Origin of the sequence: Streptomyces sp. BBFR51 (assembly GCF_044591655.1) — a bacterium.
In the GTDB taxonomy this organism is placed as follows: domain Bacteria; phylum Actinomycetota; class Actinomycetes; order Streptomycetales; family Streptomycetaceae; genus Streptomyces.
Map to the genome: position 1 here is coordinate 8989144 of NZ_CP172448.1, position 17575 is coordinate 9006718.

15 protein-coding genes are annotated in these 17575 nt (G+C 71.4%); 4 read left to right on the forward strand and 11 right to left on the reverse strand.

Translation table 11 applies throughout. The features are described from left to right. Positions 1–656: 656 nt before the first annotated feature. The 8 genes from ACGH7X_RS40540 to ACGH7X_RS40575 all read right to left on the reverse strand — a co-directional run bounded on the left by ACGH7X_RS40540 (position 657) and on the right by ACGH7X_RS40575 (position 9391). The gene (locus ACGH7X_RS40540; protein ID WP_399896018.1) at positions 657–1076 is read right to left on the reverse strand and encodes a hypothetical protein; all 420 of its coding nucleotides are present in this window, start codon (positions 1074–1076) and stop codon (positions 657–659) included. 365 nt (positions 1077–1441) lie between these two features. Continuing rightward, positions 1442–2965 carry a GMC family oxidoreductase gene (locus ACGH7X_RS40545; RefSeq protein ID WP_399896021.1) on the reverse strand — a complete coding sequence of 508 codons (1524 nt, stop codon included), beginning with the start codon at positions 2963–2965 and terminating at the stop codon, positions 1442–1444. Between the two features lie 56 nt (positions 2966–3021). Continuing rightward, a complete protein-coding gene (locus ACGH7X_RS40550) occupies positions 3022–3627 on the reverse strand; it encodes a TetR/AcrR family transcriptional regulator (RefSeq protein WP_399896024.1) in 606 nt (201 codons plus the stop codon). Positions 3628–3741: 114 nt separating this feature from the next. Further along, complete coding sequence (locus tag ACGH7X_RS40555) at positions 3742–4521, reverse strand: SDR family NAD(P)-dependent oxidoreductase (RefSeq protein ID WP_399896027.1); 780 nt, start codon at positions 4519–4521, stop codon at positions 3742–3744. A 361-nt stretch (positions 4522–4882) separates the two neighbouring features. After that, a complete protein-coding gene (locus tag ACGH7X_RS40560; protein WP_399896030.1) occupies positions 4883–6250 on the reverse strand; it encodes an ABC transporter permease in 1368 nt (455 codons plus the stop codon). After that, positions 6247–6987, reverse strand: a complete 741-nt coding sequence (locus ACGH7X_RS40565) for an ABC transporter ATP-binding protein (RefSeq protein ID WP_399896033.1) — start codon at positions 6985–6987, stop codon at positions 6247–6249. The genes ACGH7X_RS40560 and ACGH7X_RS40565 overlap by 4 nt, the downstream gene beginning before the upstream one ends. Further along, positions 6984–8462 (reverse strand): peptidoglycan-binding protein, encoded by a 1479-nt coding sequence (locus ACGH7X_RS40570; RefSeq protein ID WP_399896036.1) that lies wholly within the window; start codon positions 8460–8462, stop codon positions 6984–6986. The genes ACGH7X_RS40565 and ACGH7X_RS40570 overlap by 4 nt, the downstream gene beginning before the upstream one ends. After that, positions 8459–9391 (reverse strand): hypothetical protein, encoded by a 933-nt coding sequence (locus ACGH7X_RS40575; protein ID WP_399896039.1) that lies wholly within the window; start codon positions 9389–9391, stop codon positions 8459–8461. The genes ACGH7X_RS40570 and ACGH7X_RS40575 overlap by 4 nt, the downstream gene beginning before the upstream one ends. Positions 9392–9612: 221 nt before the next feature. Between ACGH7X_RS40575 and ACGH7X_RS40580 the strand changes: the two genes are divergently transcribed. Together ACGH7X_RS40580 and ACGH7X_RS40585 are read left to right on the forward strand one after the other, a co-directional pair. Further along, entirely contained in the window at positions 9613–10155 is a 543-nt protein-coding gene (locus ACGH7X_RS40580; RefSeq protein WP_399896042.1) for a SigE family RNA polymerase sigma factor, read from the forward strand. Continuing rightward, positions 10139–10873 (forward strand): hypothetical protein, encoded by a 735-nt coding sequence (locus ACGH7X_RS40585; protein WP_399896044.1) that lies wholly within the window; start codon positions 10139–10141, stop codon positions 10871–10873. The genes ACGH7X_RS40580 and ACGH7X_RS40585 overlap by 17 nt, the downstream gene beginning before the upstream one ends. A 136-nt stretch (positions 10874–11009) precedes the next feature. Here ACGH7X_RS40585 and ACGH7X_RS40590 read toward each other — a convergent pair whose 3' ends face one another. The 3 genes from ACGH7X_RS40590 to abc-f all read right to left on the reverse strand — a co-directional run bounded on the left by ACGH7X_RS40590 (position 11010) and on the right by abc-f (position 15095). Continuing rightward, the gene (locus ACGH7X_RS40590; RefSeq protein WP_399896047.1) at positions 11010–11573 is read right to left on the reverse strand and encodes a CGNR zinc finger domain-containing protein; all 564 of its coding nucleotides are present in this window, start codon (positions 11571–11573) and stop codon (positions 11010–11012) included. A gap of 114 nt (positions 11574–11687) precedes the next feature. Then, positions 11688–13382 carry an ABC-F family ATP-binding cassette domain-containing protein gene (locus tag ACGH7X_RS40595; RefSeq protein WP_399896050.1) on the reverse strand — a complete coding sequence of 565 codons (1695 nt, stop codon included), beginning with the start codon at positions 13380–13382 and terminating at the stop codon, positions 11688–11690. Between the two features lie 78 nt (positions 13383–13460). Next, complete coding sequence (gene abc-f, locus ACGH7X_RS40600; protein WP_399896052.1) at positions 13461–15095, reverse strand: ribosomal protection-like ABC-F family protein; 1635 nt, start codon at positions 15093–15095, stop codon at positions 13461–13463. A 482-nt stretch (positions 15096–15577) separates the two neighbouring features. On the opposite strand from abc-f, the gene ACGH7X_RS40605 reads away from it, so the two are divergent. Next, positions 15578–16300, forward strand: coding sequence for a molybdopterin-dependent oxidoreductase (locus tag ACGH7X_RS40605; RefSeq protein WP_399897698.1), 723 nt, complete (start codon positions 15578–15580; stop codon positions 16298–16300). Further along, positions 16248–16940, forward strand: coding sequence for a cytochrome b/b6 domain-containing protein (locus ACGH7X_RS40610; RefSeq protein ID WP_399897701.1), 693 nt, complete (start codon positions 16248–16250; stop codon positions 16938–16940). The genes ACGH7X_RS40605 and ACGH7X_RS40610 overlap by 53 nt, the downstream gene beginning before the upstream one ends. Positions 16941–17575 lie beyond the last annotated feature (635 nt).

Here is a 17575-nt window from a genome sequence, read left to right on the forward strand (position 1 = left end):
TCGCCGTCGGTCAGCCGGGGCCGCTGGACGGGCCCGAACCAGCGGACCCCGCCGACCGTGCCCGGACGGCGGGTGACCGGGGGCGGGTACTGCTGCTGCTCGTAGGGGATCTCGGCGCGTTCCGAGAACGGCTCACCGGCTGTCACCCAGTCCGTCCGTTCTCCCACGGCGGGCGCCCGTGAGGGGTTCAGGGCGCTGCTGCCGGCCCGTGCCACGTCGCCGCGGGACTCCAACGCCCGGCCGGCCCGGAAGTTCCGGAAGGAGACGTCGACGCGGGCGAGTTCACGCTGCCCGGCGCGGCGGGTGAGGTCTGAGGGGACGGCTCCCTCGTAGTCGTGGGTCAGGTCGTGGACGTACTCCGTGACCGGGTGGGACGAGACGTCCAGCCGTGCTCGGCCGGCGGTGGCCCGGGCGATGAGGCGCTCCCCTTCGTCGCGGGTGAGCGTGGCGAGGGTCAGCGGCGGGGGAACGACGGGCGACCAGGTGGCGTCGGGCCAGGGTTGCGGGCGGCCGACCGTGTCGTTGACGACCAGGAGCAGCCGGGCGCCGGCCGCCGCCGCTGCCGCGGCCTGTTCCTCGACGGGCACGGCGTCGTCGCGGCGTACCACGGCCGCCTTGCCCCGCACGTCGCGCAGGCGTACGCGGCCCGTGCCCCGTCACCGGCGAACACCGCGTCGAGGCGGTGGCGCCCCCCGGGGCAGCGGCGTCGCGGCGCGTTCCACGCGTAGGTCGTCGAAGTCCTGGTCGCCCGAATGCACGGTCAGCGCGGGCTGGTTCAGGCGCCAGCGGGTGCCGAACACGAACTCGCCCTCGGTGACCCGTCTGCCGGTGGGCAGTGCCCAGACGCTGTCGGTGGAGGCGTCCGGCCAGCGGGCCGACGCGGACCAGTCGTCGTCGGCGAACCCGCGGTAGAGATCCACCCGCGCGCCGTCGGCCGTGCTCGGCCGTGGCGGCACGGACCTGACCTGACGGGCCTTCCTCGCGTCGAAGACCGCGGTACGGTCCCGGCCGAGGTCGATGCCGGTGACCGCCGGCAGCCCCTGCCCGAGCGAGTGCGGCCCGTGGGCGCCCGTCAACGGGGTGTCCAGCCAGGCGGTGTACGAGCCGCGCGGGAGCCGCAGGTCCAGCGTGCCCGGCGCGTCCAGTTCCAGCGGCAGCCACGGCTTCTTCGCCGTGAGGATGACGGTGCCGCGGAGCGGTTGACCGGCCCGGTCCAGCTCCTTGAGCGTCAGCCGGTGCCGCTCACCCTCCTCGGCGGCGCCGAGGGAGGTGCGGGTGAGGACCGTGCCCTACGGGTCGGTCGCCGTCAGGAGGCCGGCCAGCGCCTGGTCGGCGGGCACCGCGTCGTAGTGCGCGGTCACGGTGACCGATGTGGTGCCTCGTCACCGGTCACCAGGTGACCGTCCGGGCGGCGGGCGTCGCGGACGGTGCGGCCGTGACGTCAGTGGCGGCCCTGCAACAGCGCGGCGGCGCGCTCGGCGATGGCGTAGACCGTGGCGTTGGTGTTGTTGGAGGGGATGGAGGGGATGACGGAGGCGTCGGCGACACGCAGGCCGTCGAGGCCGCGCACGCGCAGCTGGGAGTCGACCACGGAGACCTCGTCCTCGCCCATGGCGCAGGTGCCGACGGGATGGCAGTAGGAGCCGAAGTACTTCCGGGCGTAGTCGCTGATCGACGGCTCGTCCACGGCGTCGAGTCCCGGACTGACCTCCTCGATGCCCCACTCTGCCAGCGCCGAGGACCAGGCGATCCGGCGTGCGGCCGTGATGCCGGCGAACACCGCCCGGACGTCCTGCTCCGCGGCGAAGTAGTTGGGGTCGATCAGGGGAGGCGCGTAGGGGTCGGCCGAGGTGATCCGGAGCGTGCCGCGGCTGAGCGGCCGCATCGGTGAGACGCCGATGGTGAAGCCGTTCGTCACCGGGGCGACCGGGTTGGGAAGCGGGATGTCGATGAAGATGATCTGCAGGTCCGGCCCGTCCGACTCGGGGGCGCTGCGCAGCAGGCCCACGATCTCGCCGTGGTTGTGGCGTGCCGCGGGCACTTCTCGCTGTGCGCGGTAGACGAGGTTGGCGCGGGGGTGGTCGTGGAGGTTGTGTCCCACGCCGGGCAGGGCGTGGAAGACGTCCACCCGGGCTCGCCGGAGGTCCTTCTCGGGGCCGATGCCGGAGCGCAGCAGCAGTTGTGCGGAGCCGATGGTCCCCGCGGTCAGGACGACCTCCCCGGCCGTCGTCGCGGTGTGCGTCCGGCCGTCGACACCGTACTCGACGCCGGTGCAGCGCTCGCCCTCGAAGAGCAGCCGGTGCGCGACCGCGTCCGTGACGACATGCAGGTTGGACCGGTTCAGGACGGGTGCGAGGTAGGCGTCCGCCGCGCTCTGCCGGCGTCCGGCGACGATGTTGAGGTCAACCGGGGCGAAGCCCTCCTCCAGGCCGCCGCTGATGTCGCGGGCCCTGCGGTGTCCGGCTTCCACCGCGCCGTCGAGGCAGGCGAGCAGGACGTCGTTGGGTGTGGTGGCCGGGCCGACGACGAGCGGGCCGTCGGTGCCCCGTCCGGGGGCGCCGCTCACGGCGGTCTCGCTGCGTTGGAAGTAGGGCAGCAGATCGTCGAAGGACCAGCCCTTGGCGCCGTGTTCGCCCCAGCTGTCGTAGCTGGAGCGGTGGCCGCGGGCGAACACCATGGCGTTGATGGCCGACGAGCCGCCGAGGCCCCGGCCGCGGGGCAGGGGTATGGGCCCGCCGGAAGCACGCTGGACGACTGTGCTGTCGCCCCAGCCGGCGGCCGTCGCCGCGAGCGAGGGCCAGGCCGGAGGCTGCGCGACGGCATCCGGCAGACCGGACATCGAGGGCCCCGCCTCCAGCAGGAGCACGCGGACATCAGGGTCCTCGGACAGCCGTGCCGCGAGCACGGAGCCGGCCGTGCCCCCTCCGACGAGGATCACGTCATAGGCGGAATTCTGAGTGTTCACGACTTCCCTCCTCAGCCTGGATCGCTGGTTCGCAGATCAGCGTATCACTGGTCCGATCAGTGATTCGTAAAGTCTGATACCACTGGATCGCGACGGGTCGGGGCAGGGCCGGGGCAGAGGCCGTCCATGACGATGTCCAGGACACGGCAGGCGGTGTGTTCCCGGTCGGAGCCGCCGCCGAGGTTCCAGACATAGGACATGAGCAGGAGAACCTCACCGGCAGTGACGTCACCGCGCAACTGTTTCGCCGCCCTGCACGCGAGCATCAGCTCGGTCAGGACGAGGCGGACCCGCGCGTAGTACGGGTTCTCGGGGTCCGCACGGGTGGCGGCCCGCACGGCCTGGGACGCCGCGCTGCCGGTCCGCCCGTGGGCGGCGAGTCGCTCCAGCCAGCGGCGCAGTGCCGCCCTGGGTTCCTGCCGGGCGCGCAGGGGGGCGGTGTCGAGCAGGGTCTCGATCTCGCTCCGGTACACGGTCAGCAACAGGTGCTCGCGGGTGGGGAAGTGCCGGTAGACGGTCCCCGGGCCGACTCCGGCCAGCTTGGCGATGGGCTTGAGCGTCGCGTCCGGGTCCTGGCCGAGGGCCTCGCGTGCGACCGCGATGATGCGCGCGCGGTTCACCTCCGCGTCGTACCGCATCGGGCGGCGGGCGGGGTGCGTCATCGGCGGTCTCCGATCGGGGCAGTGCTGAGGGCGGCCTTCGCCCCGACGGGCCGGCCGATGCTCTCCGCGGCGAGAACACGTGGGAAGAGCGGACAGTCGGGACGGGCGTGCTCGTCAGACGACGTGGACCGGGCCGGCGCCGCTCCCGCCGTCCGGGGCCTGGGCCTGGGCCGACAGACCCGAGCACACGCCGTCGGGACCGGTGGACGTCGCGGTGAGCAACGGATCCTCGGCCAGGACGAGTCGGACGGGGAGCGCGGCGGCCCGGCGCAGTGCACCGTCCTCCTCGAAGCCGTCCCACGCGGGAGTGCTCGCGTCCACACAGACGGCGTTCACGAGGACGCCGTCCTGGCGTCCGATGTCGGCGTACTGCAGGGTGAGCGCCTCGACGGCGTTGCGGGGGGTGCTGTTGCCGTTGCGCTCGGGTGTGTGGAAGGCACTGGCGATGTTGACGATGTGCCCACCGCCCGAGCGGCGCAGCAGGGGAAACATCGCGTTGGTCACGGTCATGAGGTGGATGGCGTCGAGCAGGTTGGTCTCGAAGACCGCTCTGAAGCCGTCCGTCGCATTCTCACTGGTCCTGTCGAGGGACGAGGTGAGTCCCACCATGTTGACCAGGACGTCCAGGCGTCCACTGGACCGTTCGACCAGTTCGGCGGCGCGAGCCACCGTCGCGACCTCATCGAGGTCCAGCGGCACATGACGGGCGTCGAGACCCGCGGCGCGCAGTTCGCGCTCCGCCTTCCGCCCGGCTTCCTCGCGGCGGGCACCGGCGTACACCGTCATTCCCGCTTCGGCCAGTTGCCGGGCCACGGCACGTCCGAGACCGGCGTCGGCCACGGTGACGAGTGCGACACGTGTGTGTGGCAGGCCGGCAGACGGACGTGATGACATGGCCAACAATTCTGGAAGGAGGGGGATTTGGACTGGTCACGGTAGCAGAACGGTATGTCGTCAACGGACACATGTGAACACCTGGAGAGCCGTACCCGGAGGACCGGCCTTTTCTGGTCTACCCCTGGATTGGCCAGTCAAGGCCGTGTACCGCCCGTTTTCCCACGAGCCCGGGGCGTTTGCAGTGCCGATTTTCCTTCGGTTCCGTGAGTGCGGGGCACTCGCGTCCGTTGTCCGTGTGGACGTTTCCGTCCGATGTCTTCAACGTACGGAAGTCACCGGGACCGCGGCATCCGTCAGCCGACTGGGATGCACTACTGAAGCACTGACGCCATGACGTACGTCACGCCGCCGACGGTGGTCAGGACGGCGCGCGCAGGGCGTCCACGGGTTCCATTCGGGCAGCCCGCAGCGACGGGTAGAGGCCTGCCACCAGCCCCACGAGCGCGCCGGTCACCGGGGCGCCCAGGGCCAGCCGCGGGTCGAGTACGGGGGTCCACTGCCTCACGCCCGCCACGCCGACGACGACCGCCACACCGAGGGCGGCCCCCACGACACCACCGAGCAGCCCGATGGTGGTGGACTCCGCGAGGAACTGCGCGGCCACCTGGCGGCGGGAGGCGCCGAGGGCACGCCGCAGCCCGATCTCGCCGACCCGTTCCATGACCGTGACGAGGGTGACGTTGGCGATGCCGATGGCGCCCACGACCAGCGAGACCAGTCCGAGCACCAGGAACAGACCGTCGACGTCTCCCTCCACCCCCTTCCTGGCCCTGGACAGGTCCGGTGGGGCGAGCACGGTGAGGGATTCCCCGTGGCCTGGCGCCAGCGCGATCGGAGCCTGCCGTGCGACCTGGGCCGCTGCCCCGAGGGAGGTGTTGACCAGCACCCGGGTCACCTCCTTGAGGCCCACCCGGTCCGCCGCGGTGGTCGGCGGCAGGATCACGGAGGCGGAGAGCCGCTGCTCGCGCCTGAAGCCGCCGAGGACGCCGACCACGGTGAAGGACTGGCCGTTGAAGAAGACGGCGGGGGCGTCGCGTACGTCGCCGATGCCCAGCAGCCGGGCCGCCTGGTCGCCGAGGACGGCCACGCGTTCGTGCCGCTCGATGTCCCCGGCGTCGAAGAAGCGGCCCGTGGTCATGGTGCCGCGGACCGCGGCGGGCAGCGTCGCTTCCGCCGCGACGATCGACAGGGTCTGTCCGCTCACGGTCCCGGGCGCGACCACGTCGTTCGCCTTCACCTGGATGTTGGAGGTGTTCTCGGAGTCGGAGAGCGCGGCGACCGACTCGACGCCCGCGAGGCGCCGGACCGCGTCCACGCCCCTCCACCGCACCAGCGGGGGGTCGAGCGAGCCCGGCGGCGGAGTGGGCACCACCACGGACACCGAGGTGGCGGTGAGGGCGTCGAAACGGCCGACGATCTGGTTGGCCGCCGTCGCGGCGACACCGATCGTGACGACCAGCGTGCCGATGCCCAGCACCGTGCCGAGGGTGGTGAGCACCGAGCGCACCGGCCGGGCGAGCACTCCCGCCAGCGACTCCGACCACAGGTCCCGTGGATCCGTCCACGGACGGTCCGGCCGCCTCCGCCGGCCGAGGCGGCCGAGGCGGCCGAGGGGACCGAGGCGACCGGGACGGCCTCGGCGGCCTCCGCCACCCCGCCGCCGGGTGGACGACACCTCCCCGTCGACCGGACGGGACGGGGAGGTGCCGCGGGCACGGACCGTCATGCGCACTCCTGACTGAGCCGGCCGTCGTGAATGCGTACTCGCCTGCTCGCACACGCGCTCACGGCGTCGTCGTGCGTGATCACGAGCAGGGTCATGCCCTGTGCCCGCAACCGGTCGAAGAGCGCGAGCACCGACTCGGTGTTCTCGCTGTCCAGATTGCCGGTGGGTTCGTCGCACAGCAGCAGCGCGGGATCGCCCATCAGCGCGCGGGCGATGGCCACCCGCTGCCGCTCACCGCCGGACAGCCTGCCCGGCAGGAAGCCGAAGCGGTGGCCGAGGCCCACCCGGGCCAGGGCCTGACGGGCCCGCCCGGCCCGGGTCGCGCGCTCGCGGCCCGGACGGGGGGCCCGGTAGACCTCGGAGAGCATGACGTTCTCCTCCACCGTCCGGTAGGGCAGCAGATGGAAGGACTGGAACACGAAGCCGATACGGCTGCCGCGCAGCGCGGTGCGTTCCAGGTCGCCGAGGGTGTTGGTGAGCACCCCGTCGAGCCAGTAGCTGCCCGAGGTCGGCCGGTCGAGCAGGCCGAGGGTGTTGAGCAGCGTGGACTTCCCCGACCCGGAGGGGCCGATGATCGACAGGTGTTCCCCGCGCCGGACCGTCAGGTCGACGTCCCGCAGGGCGTGCACCGGTGGGTCGGACGGGAAGATCCGGTTGAGGGAGCCGAGCCGGATCACGGTGTCCGGGTCCGGCGCCTGCCCCGGGTCCGCCGACTGCGGTACCGCCTTCCTCCTCACTGCCCGACCACCACCTGATCGCCCTCGCGCAGCGCGTCGCCGCGCGGGGACACCTCGACCTGACCGGCGGCGGAGAGACCCGCCTCGACCGGCACGCCGACGACCTTGCCGTCGCGCTCCACCCGCACACGTGCCTCGCCGTCGGACGTGGTGTGCAGCGCCGCCACCGGCACCACCAGGACGGCACCCTTGGAGGAACTCACACCGATGGTGACCGTGACCGCGCTGCCCGACTGGTCCTTCAGGACGCCGGGGTGGGGCACCGAGACGACCACGGGCACCGGGGCCGACGGGTCACCGGAGCCCGTGCCGCCCTCCACGTCAGCGCCGCCCTCCGCGTCGGAGCCGCCATCCGCCCCGTCCGCGTCCGCCTCGCCGCCCTCGCCGTCGGCCTTCTTGCCGCCGCCCGGCTTCGCGGCGGAGCCTGCGATCTCCGTCACGACGCCCGTCACGTGCCCGCCGTCGGCCGTGTCGATCCGTGCCGACATGCCCTTGCGCACCTGCTCGCTGTCCGACCCCGGTACGACGGCGCGCACCACGACGTCCGAGCTGGTCACCGTGGCGACCGGACCGTCCGGGGTGTCCCCGAGACGCACCTTGGCCTTGTCGACACGGGCCGGCAGGTCCGGCAGGAACACGACCTCGCCGGCCGGCAGTTTCGTCCCGTAGCCCGACGTGAACGAGCTGAGTGCCTTGTTCGCCTGGTCCAGTCGGCCCTGGGCGGACTTCAGCTCCAGCGTGTGAGCGGCGCCGGAGTCGGGCGACGTCGAAGGGGCGTCGCCGCCCTTCCCACCCGATTCCGCGTCGTCGCCTTCGCCGCTCCGCACCTGGAGCAGCGCGAGTTGGGCGTCCGTCACGGCCTGCTGCAGATCACCGAGCTGCTTCTCGTCGTCGGCGCCGGGCGACTCCGGCTCGAAGCCCTTGCTCTTGTACCACTGGGTCACCGCCGCAGCGGTGCCCTGGCCGTAGTGTCCGCCGACGCCGCCCGGATCATGGCCGAGCCTGCGCAGCGCGCTCTGCAACTGGCGGACGTCGTCCCCCGACACGCCGGGGCTCAGCGTGCGGTACATCGGTACCGTCCCGTGCAGCACGAACACCGGGCGCCCGCTGACCTGCATCAGGACACTGCCCTCGGCCAACGTGGCGCCCGCCTCGGGGAGACTGGTGACCAACTGGGCGGCGGCCTCGCCCTCGGACCCGACGGTCGCGCCGACGGGGCCGGAGAGCGAGACGGACCGTGCCGCGCCGAACTCCACACTGCCCTGCGCCACGACGGAGGCGGTCAGGCGCTGACGCTGTACGGCGACGGTGACCGGTCCGGCATCCGGCGGCCGGTGTCCGGCGGCCGCGTCGGCGGGCGACTGCATCCGGCTGCCGGCGAGCCAGCCGCCGGCACCGACGAGGGCGACGACGCCGACGATCAGGGCGACCTGCCGGCTGCGGCGCTTCGGGCCGCTCAGAAGGCGCCGGGTCATCCGGTGACGCTCTCGAACGGGTGCTTGGCGTGCTTGGGGAAATACGCGGCCCGGAACTTCTTGCCGCATTCCAGGTCCTTCTTGGCGACACCGATCTCGTGCGTCAGCTTGGCGAGGGCCTCGTCCTTGTCCAGGCTCAGGATGCCGTCCGCCGGAATCGTGTCGCCCACCTGGAACTTCACCATGTCACCCATGGACGTCGGCTGCGTGGTCGTCACGGGGATCCCCGCCTTGGTCAGGCAACCGGCGTACTCCTGCGCCAGGGAGACGAGCTGCGGATCACCGTTGAGCGCCTGCTGGTCGGCGAGGGCGCGCTGCGACTCCTCGGCGCTCTCCTGCTCGCTCTGCGCCAGGGACTTCTCCGGCCCGTACGCCTTCTCCCGTGAGTCCCGCAGACACCCCGGGCCGAGATCCTTCTTGCCGTTCCTGAGTTTCTCACCCGTCGCCTTCTTGTACGCCTCCTTCTGGGCCGGGGTGAGGCTGTCGAGGTAGGCGGCGTCCGGGTTGTGGTCCTGCCGCTTGTTGCTCGCGGCACTGCCGAACACGTTCGGATCGTCCCGGTAGACGGCTCCCGCGTAGAGACCGAATCCGTACTTCTCCCGGTACTTCTTCGCCGCGTCGTAGTCCTCCCCGTCGACCGGGGTGAAGGCGACTTCGTCGCTCCTGACGTGCGGCGTGTAGGTGAAGCCCTTGGCACGCATGCACGCGGCCATCGCGTTCTCCTGCACGTACGCCTTCTTCGTCTCCTCGTCGGCGTCCGCCGGGACGGCCAGCTCGCCGCTCGCAGCGGCCGTCCGGGACGGCTTGCCACCGTCGGAGGCCGCGGGCGGGGCGGAGTCGCCGTCACCCTGTGAACACCCGGAGAGCGCGAGCACACCTATTGTCGCCACCGCCGGCCACGCGCCGCGTGTCCTGAAAATGAGAGCCATGTCGGTCCGCCATGTCGGTCGAAGAATGTTCAGTCACGGGTCGATCCACCCCGCCGACCCTCCCAACCGGCGGGGGCGGCCCAGGGGCTGCCTGACCGCAGCCAAATGTGATCCGGGTCATGTTTCGCGGTACCGAGACAAGGAATCTCGCGGTGACGGGCAACCAAAGGGGGGTTCCAACCGGTGGAAGCACATGTGAGAACTGCGCCAGGAACAAGGGCATGAGGAGCGGCAGGGGATGTGAGGAGGCGGACTTCGAGGCGTTCGTGGCGGCCCGTGGGCCCCGGTTGCTCCGGGTCGCCTGGCTGCTGACCGGAGACACACACCTCGCGGAGGACCTCCTGCAGACCGTGCTGGCCAAGGTCTGGCCCAAGTGGCGCCGGATCTGCGCGGAGAACCCGGAGGCGTACATCCGCAAAGCCCTGGTCAACACCCACGCCTCGTGGTGGCAGCGGCGCTGGCGGGGCGAGATACCGCACGAGCGGATGCCCGAGAAGGCCGAGCCCGCCGACCCGTTCGCCGCGGTCGACCTGGAGCGGTCGCTGGCGCACGTCGTGCGCGGACTGCCGCCACGGCAGCGGGCCGTGGTGGTGCTCCGGTACTTCGAGGGCCTGAGCGTGGAGGAGACGGCCCAGACGCTGGGCTGCCGGCCCGGCACCGTCAAGAGCCAGGCGTCCAAGGCGCTGAACACGCTCCGCTCGGCGTTGATGACGGCACAGCCCGGCCTGACGGAGGGGAGTGACGGCTATGCGTGGCACGTCTGAGGAACGGTCCCGCGAGACGGTGCGTGCGGTGCGCCTGCTCCTGGAGGAGGCGGTGCCCTCGCCCGCGGCACCCGCCGACCGAATGGCGCGCATCGGATGGCGCGTACGGCGGCGTCGGCGACAGCGGCGTGCGGCGGCCGGAGCGGTGGTCTCGGTGGCCGCCGTCGTGGCCGCGGTCACCGCGGTGCCCGGGCAGGCGCCGGGCACTACAACACCCGCCCAGCCCGCGGCATCCCCGCCCCCCGCCACCACTGTGCGCCTGCTGGACCCGTCCCGGCCGGTGTGGACCGAGGTGCCCGGCGGGTGGCACGGCCTGTCCGTCAGGGACGCGAACGGCGGCTTCGTGGGGTTCGTCTCCTCCCAGCCGCTGCACGCTCCGCAGCCCGAGGGCTGTTACCGCGTTCCGGCGGCGGCGCTGGGCGAATGCCGGCCGCTGGACCAGCTGGCGGCGGGCGGCGCACTCGTGATTTTCCGCTATGGGTACGGGCACCATGTCACGGACGGTGCGCAGCGGAGCGAACCGATGACGGTGCGGCCGCTGAAGACCTGCACGGGTACCGGGGCGGACGGAGAGAGGGTCCACTGGGAAGTCGTCGACTCCGCCGGTGACGTGCCTTTCGAGGTGGAGGTGTCCGTGTGTCTGCGAGAGCCCACGAAGACGGCGAGTGCCATCGTCGAAAGGATCGTGGACACCGCGTTCCCGCGCGCCATGGACTGATCACGGTTTGCGTCCTTGACACATGTGTGCGGTGGGCCAGGACGCCGCTGGCGAGGAGCTTTCGCAGGACTCTGAAAGCGCTCGACGTGCACGGCTGAGACCGTGCGCCGACGCCCGGCCGAGCACGAGACGGCGATCAGTGAGTGGCCGCGGCCGGCGCGGTCCTCTTGCGGGCACGGTAGGCGGCCGCCTTGATCTTGTTGCCGCACGAGTCCATGCCGCACCACTGCCGCCGCATGCCGCGTGAACGGTCGATGTAGACGCGGGTGCACTCGGGATTGCCGCACTCCTTCATCAAGGGCACGTCCGGCCCGCTGAGGAGCTCGACGGCGTGCCGGGCGACGGTGGACAGAGCCTGCTCCGGTGTCGCCTCGGTGCGGCGCCCCGACGGGGTGAGCTGTGGCGTCGCCGGGGCCTTGCGCGCGGCGTCGTTGAGCGCGCCGAGCGCCGCCTCGTCGAACTCCTCCCCGAGGCGGCGGGCGGTGACCAGCTCGTAGATGGCCTCCCGCACGAACGTCGCCTGCTGAACGTCGGCCTCCTCACCGGGGAGGATCGTGTCGACGATGCCGGACTCCAGATACCAGGCGTCCAGTCGGTCGGGGGTCACGAACATCTCGAAGCGCGCCGAACGGCGCGCGCGCAGGGTGGCGGCGAAGTCGAGGGCGGGGTTTCCGCAAACGAAGACATGGTTAAGGTTCACATCACCATCTTGACAGGTGATGGTGACGAGCCGCAAGAACCGTCACTGGCTCAGGGGGTGCCTTGCCGGGTGCCGTCCCTCTCCGTGACTGCCGGGCAACCGCGCACGCGCAGGTCAGGGGCGGACCGCGGCGCCGGTGACGGAACTCGGTGTCCCCTGCGGGTCCAGTCGCAATTCCCGGCCCTGCCAGCGCTCCCGGAGCCAGCGGTCGTGGCTCGCGACCACGATCGCGCCGGGACCCGAGCCCATGGCGTCCTCCAGTTCGTCGCACAGGCGTGGGGACAGGTGGTTCGTCGGCTCGTCGAGCAGCAGCAGGTGCGGCGGGCGGGCCACCAGGAGGGCCAGCGCCAGCCGTCGCCGCTGGCCGACCGAGAGGTGACCGACCGGCTTGCCCAGGTCCGCCGCGTGCATCAGACCCAGCGAGCCCAACGGGACCGCTTCGGCCCGCTCGGATCCCAGAGACAGCTCGTAGGTGTCCCGCACCGTACGGTCCGGCCGGTCGAACACCGTGTCCTGGGCGAGCAGCCCCACCGTCAGCCCGAGCCGCCTGCGGATCTCGCCCTCGACCGTGAGGTGTCCGGCGAGCACGGCCAGCAGGGTCGATTTGCCGGCCCCGTTGCCCCCCGTGACCAGCAGACGATCCGTCGGCGACACCTCCACGCCGTCCAGCGCGAGCCGGCCCGGCACCCGCACGCCGCGCAGGGACACCAAGGGGTCGTCCCGGCCTTCCGCACCCCCTGTGCCCTCCACCGCTTCCGCTTCCGCTTCCGCGGAGAGGACCGTGCCGGCGAACCGCAGCGGGCGTGGGGGCTCACCGACCTGGGCGCGCTCCAGCTCCTCCAGCCTTCGGGTGGCGTTGCGCACCCGGCGGGAGATCTGGCTCTGCACCCGGCCGGCCCGGTGGCCGTACCCCATCTTCTCGTTGTCGCGCCGCCCCCGGTCCGGCGCGACGGCGTGCGCGGTCACACCGGCCGAGTGACGCAGCGACTCCAGTTCCTCCTGTTCCTCGGCGTACCGCCGTTCCCAGCGCTCCCGCTCCGCCCGCTTCTCGGCCAGGTAGGCGCTGTAGTTGCCGCCGTAGCGGACCGGGCCGTCCACGGCCGGGTCGAGGTCGATCAGGTCCGTGCAGACGGCGTCGAGGAAGGCCCGGTCGTGGCTCGCCAGCACCACGGCCCCGGGCAGGCCGCGCACCTGCTCCTCGACGAAGGCGGCGGCGCCGTCGTCGAGGTGGTTGGTCGGCTCGTCCAGCAGCAGCGCCGACGGCCGCCGGACCAGCAGCGCGGCCAGTGCGAGACGTCCGCGCTGCCCGCCGGACAGGGAACCGAGGGTCCGGTCGTGTGCGAACGCGCCGAGCCCGAGGCCCTCCAGTACGACGGCCGCGCGCCGGTCGGCGTCCCAGGCCTCCCGGTCCTGGGCCTCTTCCAGTCGCCTGCCGTAGGTGTCGAGCAACTCGGCGTATCCGGGGTCGTCGTCCGCGGTGCGGGCGAGTTCCTCGGTGAGTCGTTCGAGATCCGCGAGGACCTCGCGGGCCTCGCGCAGTGCCTCGTCCAGCACCGTGGCGATGGTCGACGCGGCGTCGAACGGCATCTCCTGTTGCAGGAATCCCAGGTCGGACGGGCGCGTGACGCCGCCCGCGTCGGGCTCGTCCGCCCCGGCGAGCAGGCGCAGCAGGGTGGACTTGCCGACGCCGTTCTCCCCGATCAGGCCGATGCGGTGGCCGGGGGAGGCGGTCAGGGAGACGCCGTCGAGCACCCGTCGGCCGCCCAGGTTGCGGACGAGTTCGTGGGCGATCAGGGCGGGCTGGGGCATGGGAACCGTCCAACGTGGTCGGGAGGGGCCCGCCGGGCGCGATGCCTCGGACGCGGGTCACGTCGACACGCCGTCGGCTCACACCTCGGGAGCTCCCGTCTCCTTCAGCGTGCCGTCGGCCAGGCGCAGCCACCGGTTCACACCGATCTCGGTGAGGAACCGCTCGTCGTGGCTGACCACCACGAACGCGCCCTGGTAGGAGTTCAGGGCGCTCTCCAGCTGGCCCGCGCTCACCAGGTCGAGGTTGTTGGTCGGCTCGTCGAGGAGGAGCAGCTGAGGTGCCGGTTCGGCGCACAGGATGCAGGCCAGGGTGGCGCGCAGCCGCTCACCGCCGGACAGCACCCGGACGGGGAGGTGCGCGCGGGCGCCGCGGAAGAGGAAGCGCGCGAGCAGGTTCATCCGCTCGGCCTCGGGCCGCTCCGGGGCGAACGCGGTGAAGTTCTCGAGGACGGTGCGGTCCACGTCCAGCAGGTCCAGCCGCTGCGACAGGTAGGCGATGCGTCCCTCGGCCCGCTTGATCTGCCCGCGCTCCGGGTCGAGGTCGCCGGTTACCAGGCGCAGCAGGGTGCTCTTGCCGGCACCGTTGGGCCCGGTCAGCGCGATGCGCTCGGGGCCCCGGATGGACAGCTCGACGCCCTGGTCGGCGAAGACGGCCCGGTCGTCGTGCCGGACCTGCATCTCCTCGCCGATGAACAGGTTGCGCCCGGCGGGCACGTTGGTGTCGGGCAGGTCCAGGGAGATGCGCTGCTCGTCGCGCAGCGCACGCCCGGCCTCGTCGAGCCGGGCCTTCGCCTCGCCGACCCGGGACGCGTGCATCTGGCCGGCCCGGCCGGCGGACTCCTGGGCACCGCGCTTCATGTTGCCGGCGAAGATGCGGGGCAGGCCGGCGTTCTTGAGGTTCTTGGCGGCGTTGCTCGCGCGGCGGTCGGCGCGCTCGCGGGCCTGCTGGAGCTCGCGCTTCTCCCGCTTCAGCTCCTGCTCGGCGTTGCGGACGTTCTTCTCGGCGACCTCCTGCTCGGCCCGCACGGCCTCCTCGTACTCGGTGAAGTTGCCGCCGTACAGTCGCAGTTCGTCGCTGCCGAGTTCGGCGATGCGGTCCATGCGGTCGAGCAGGGCCCGGTCGTGGCTGACGAGCAGCAGGCAGCCGCCGAAGTCCTCCAGCACGTCGTAGAGCTTGTGACGGGCTTCGAGGTCGAGGTTGTTGGTGGGCTCGTCGAGCAGCAGCACGTCGGGCCGCTTCAGCAACTGGGCCGCCAGACCGAGCGAGACGACCTGACCGCCGCTGAGCGTGTTCAGGCTGCGGTCCAGGGTGAGGTCCGTCAGACCGAGGCGGTCGAGCTGGGCGCGCGTGCGTTCCTCGATGTCCCAGTCGTCGCTGATGGTGGTGAAGTGCTTCTCGTCCACGTCCCCGGACTCGACGGCGTCCAGGGCCCGGATCACCGCGGCGATCCCGAGCACCTCGGCGACCGTGAGGTCGCGCGCCAGCGGCAGACTCTGCGGCAGGTAACCCAGGGTGCCGCCCACGGACACCGACCCGGTGGCGGGCTTGAGTTCGCCGGCGATCAGCTTGAGCAGCGTGCTCTTGCCGGAGCCGTTGGGGGCGACGAGGCCGGTGCGGCCGGAGTTCACGTTGAAGGACAGGTCGTGGAAGACCGGGGTGTCGTCGGGCCAGACGAAGGACAGGTTCGAACAGACAATGGAGGCATCGGACATGGAGGTGACCTCGGGGTGCTGAGGGCAGAGCGACTACTGCCCTGGACAGGCATGGGAAAAGGGGACGACAGTGAGGCCACTACGGCAGCGGTCTTGGCGCCGGCCGGTGGCCATCGGGTCCGGGTATCACCCCGAGATGTCGTCGTCACCCACCATGTCTGCTTCTCCCTCTGTGCGCGGTCAAGTCTGTCCCAGTCTAGCAGGTAACGGGCCCCGTTCTCGAGGAATGCGAACGCCTGCCGCACACGTGTGACTCGCTCGTGCGGGTGATGTGTGAACTTGGCAATGTGCCCCCTTCGTCGCTTTCTTGACACCCGAGAGGAGGGCATGTCATCATCGTCACCACCTAGACAGGTGACGATCTCGAGAGCGCGAGCCCGCCCGGGCGCCGAGACACATACAGCGCACGTGCTTCGGGCGAGCAGCGGCGCCGGAGGCCCCGGCGAGTCCGTCGCCCCATCGAAGGAGCACTGAACATGGCAATGGCACAAGAGCCGAAGCGGAACGGCGACGGCGCACCGGTCGGGCGGCGCGCGCTGCTCGGCATGCTCGGTGTCGGGGCCGCGGGGCTCGCCGCCGCGCCCTACCTGCAGCGTGGCTGGGAAGGCGTGCTCGGCTCCGCCTCGCAGCTCGATCCGACGGGCCTGACCGGTCTGCTGCCGAACCCCGGCGGCTTCCGCTACTACAGCGTCGTCGGCTCGGTGCCGCACAAGGACGAGACCAACTACGAGCTGCGGCTTGACGGCCTGGTCGACCGGCCGAAGACCTACACGTTGTCCGACCTGCGCGCGCTGCCGCAGACCCGGGTCGTCCACGACGTTCTGTGCACCGACGGCTGGCGGGTGGACAAGACACCCTTCGAAGGCGTGAAGCTCGCCGACCTCCTGGACGACGCCGGGGTCCGCTCCAAGGGAGCGGCGATCCGGTTCACCTGTTTCGACGGCGCCTACAGCGAGAGCCTCACGCTGGAGCAGGCGCGCCGCGCGGACGTGCTGGTGGCGCTGAACATGCAGGACAAGCCGATCACCCACGAGCACGGCGGCCCGGTTCGCCTCTACGTGGCCCCGATGTACTTCTACAAGTCGGCCAAGTGGCTGTCCGGCATCTCGGTCACCCGCAAGGTCGTACCCGGCTACTGGGAGGAGCGCGGCTATCCGGTCGACGGCTGGCTCGACGGGGAGGACCGGCACAGTGACGCTGCCTGAGCGGGGCGGCCGGGTACGCCGGTTCAGTACCGCGGAACGCATGGTCCACCGCGCCACCGGGTGGCTGATGCTGCTGTGCCTGGTCACCGCGGCCTGCCTCTATCTGGGGCCGATCGCCCAACTGGTCGGCCGGCGCCATCTGATGGTGACGGTCCACGAGTGGTCGGGCATCCTGCTGCCGGTGCCGCTCCTGCTGGGGCTCCTGTCCCCGGCGTTCCGCGCGGATCTGCGCAGGCTGAACCGTTTCGCGGTCTACGACAAGCGGTGGCTCCGGTCCGCCCGCAGGCGTCTGACGTCTCCGGAGGCACGTCCGGCCGGAAAGTTCAACGCCGGTCAGAAGCTGTACGCGGGCTGGATCGCCGGGGCCGTGCTGGTGATGATGGCCACCGGGCTGCTCATGTGGTTCATGGGGTTGCTGCCCGCCGTCTCCCGCACCAGCGCGATCTTCGTCCACGACTGCCTCGCCTGGGCCATCACCATCGTCCTGATCGGGCACATGCGCAAGGCGTACGAGGACCCGGAGGCGAGGCTCGGGATGCGCACCGGATACGTCAGCCGGTCGTGGGCGGCGCGTTACCACGCTCACTGGCTGCGGGACGATGCCGCGAAGGATGAAAGCCTCGAAGTAGACAAGAAGTGACATATTCCCTGAGGGGCGTCCGGCTTTCACAGACTTCTTTCGAGGACAGGGGCCAACTCCGTGTATCTGCTGACCCCGGACGGCACCGAACTGAGGGCCACCATGATCGGCGGGGCCCTCCCGCCGTCCACACCCTCCCCGGCCGCATGGCGCCGGGCTCCTTCTACGCCTCCGCCCGGGGAACGGGGAGACGGCCCACCCGTACCCGTACGAACTCTGTACCTCGGAGGTCGTGACCAACGCGCTCATCGTGGACGCGCTGGCGAGTACGTGGAACACCTCCCCGAGCGGCCGCGGGAAGACCGTGTGGCTGGAGATGGACATCCCCGATGCCGGGTCCCGCACGTCCTGAAGGCAGAACACGCCGCACGGCAGGTGTGAGTGCCTGCGGCACCTGTCCGCGGGCACTGACCGTCAACTGACTGATGTGCCGAATCCGCCGCAGGGGCAGAGTGACCGGTGTCGGCCCCGGCCTCCCGGAACGGCGCAGGTCATGCGTGCGATCCGGTCATTCCGGCAGTCGGGGACGTTTCATTCCAGGTATATGCCGCGATCACTAGGAATACGGTCGTCACCTGCTTGACCGGTGACTGTAGTTCGTGTCAGTCTCTTTTCGCCCCCAGCGGGCGGCGGAG

Coding starts and splice junctions, on each gene's coding strand:
- ACGH7X_RS40575 (WP_399896039.1), bottom strand. CDS start 9,391: ATGGCTCTCATTTTCAGGACACGCGGCGCGTGGCCGGCGGTGGCGACA.
- ACGH7X_RS40580 (WP_399896042.1), top strand. CDS start 9,613: ATGAGGAGCGGCAGGGGATGTGAGGAGGCGGACTTCGAGGCGTTCGTG.
- abc-f (WP_399896052.1), bottom strand. CDS start 15,095: ATGTCCGATGCCTCCATTGTCTGTTCGAACCTGTCCTTCGTCTGGCCC.
- ACGH7X_RS40550 (WP_399896024.1), bottom strand. CDS start 3,627: ATGACGCACCCCGCCCGCCGCCCGATGCGGTACGACGCGGAGGTGAAC.
- ACGH7X_RS40595 (WP_399896050.1), bottom strand. CDS start 13,382: ATGCCCCAGCCCGCCCTGATCGCCCACGAACTCGTCCGCAACCTGGGC.
- ACGH7X_RS40555 (WP_399896027.1), bottom strand. CDS start 4,521: ATGTCATCACGTCCGTCTGCCGGCCTGCCACACACACGTGTCGCACTC.
- ACGH7X_RS40570 (WP_399896036.1), bottom strand. CDS start 8,462: ATGACCCGGCGCCTTCTGAGCGGCCCGAAGCGCCGCAGCCGGCAGGTC.
- ACGH7X_RS40560 (WP_399896030.1), bottom strand. CDS start 6,250: ATGACGGTCCGTGCCCGCGGCACCTCCCCGTCCCGTCCGGTCGACGGG.
- ACGH7X_RS40605 (WP_399897698.1), top strand. CDS start 15,578: ATGGCACAAGAGCCGAAGCGGAACGGCGACGGCGCACCGGTCGGGCGG.
- ACGH7X_RS40585 (WP_399896044.1), top strand. CDS start 10,139: ATGCGTGGCACGTCTGAGGAACGGTCCCGCGAGACGGTGCGTGCGGTG.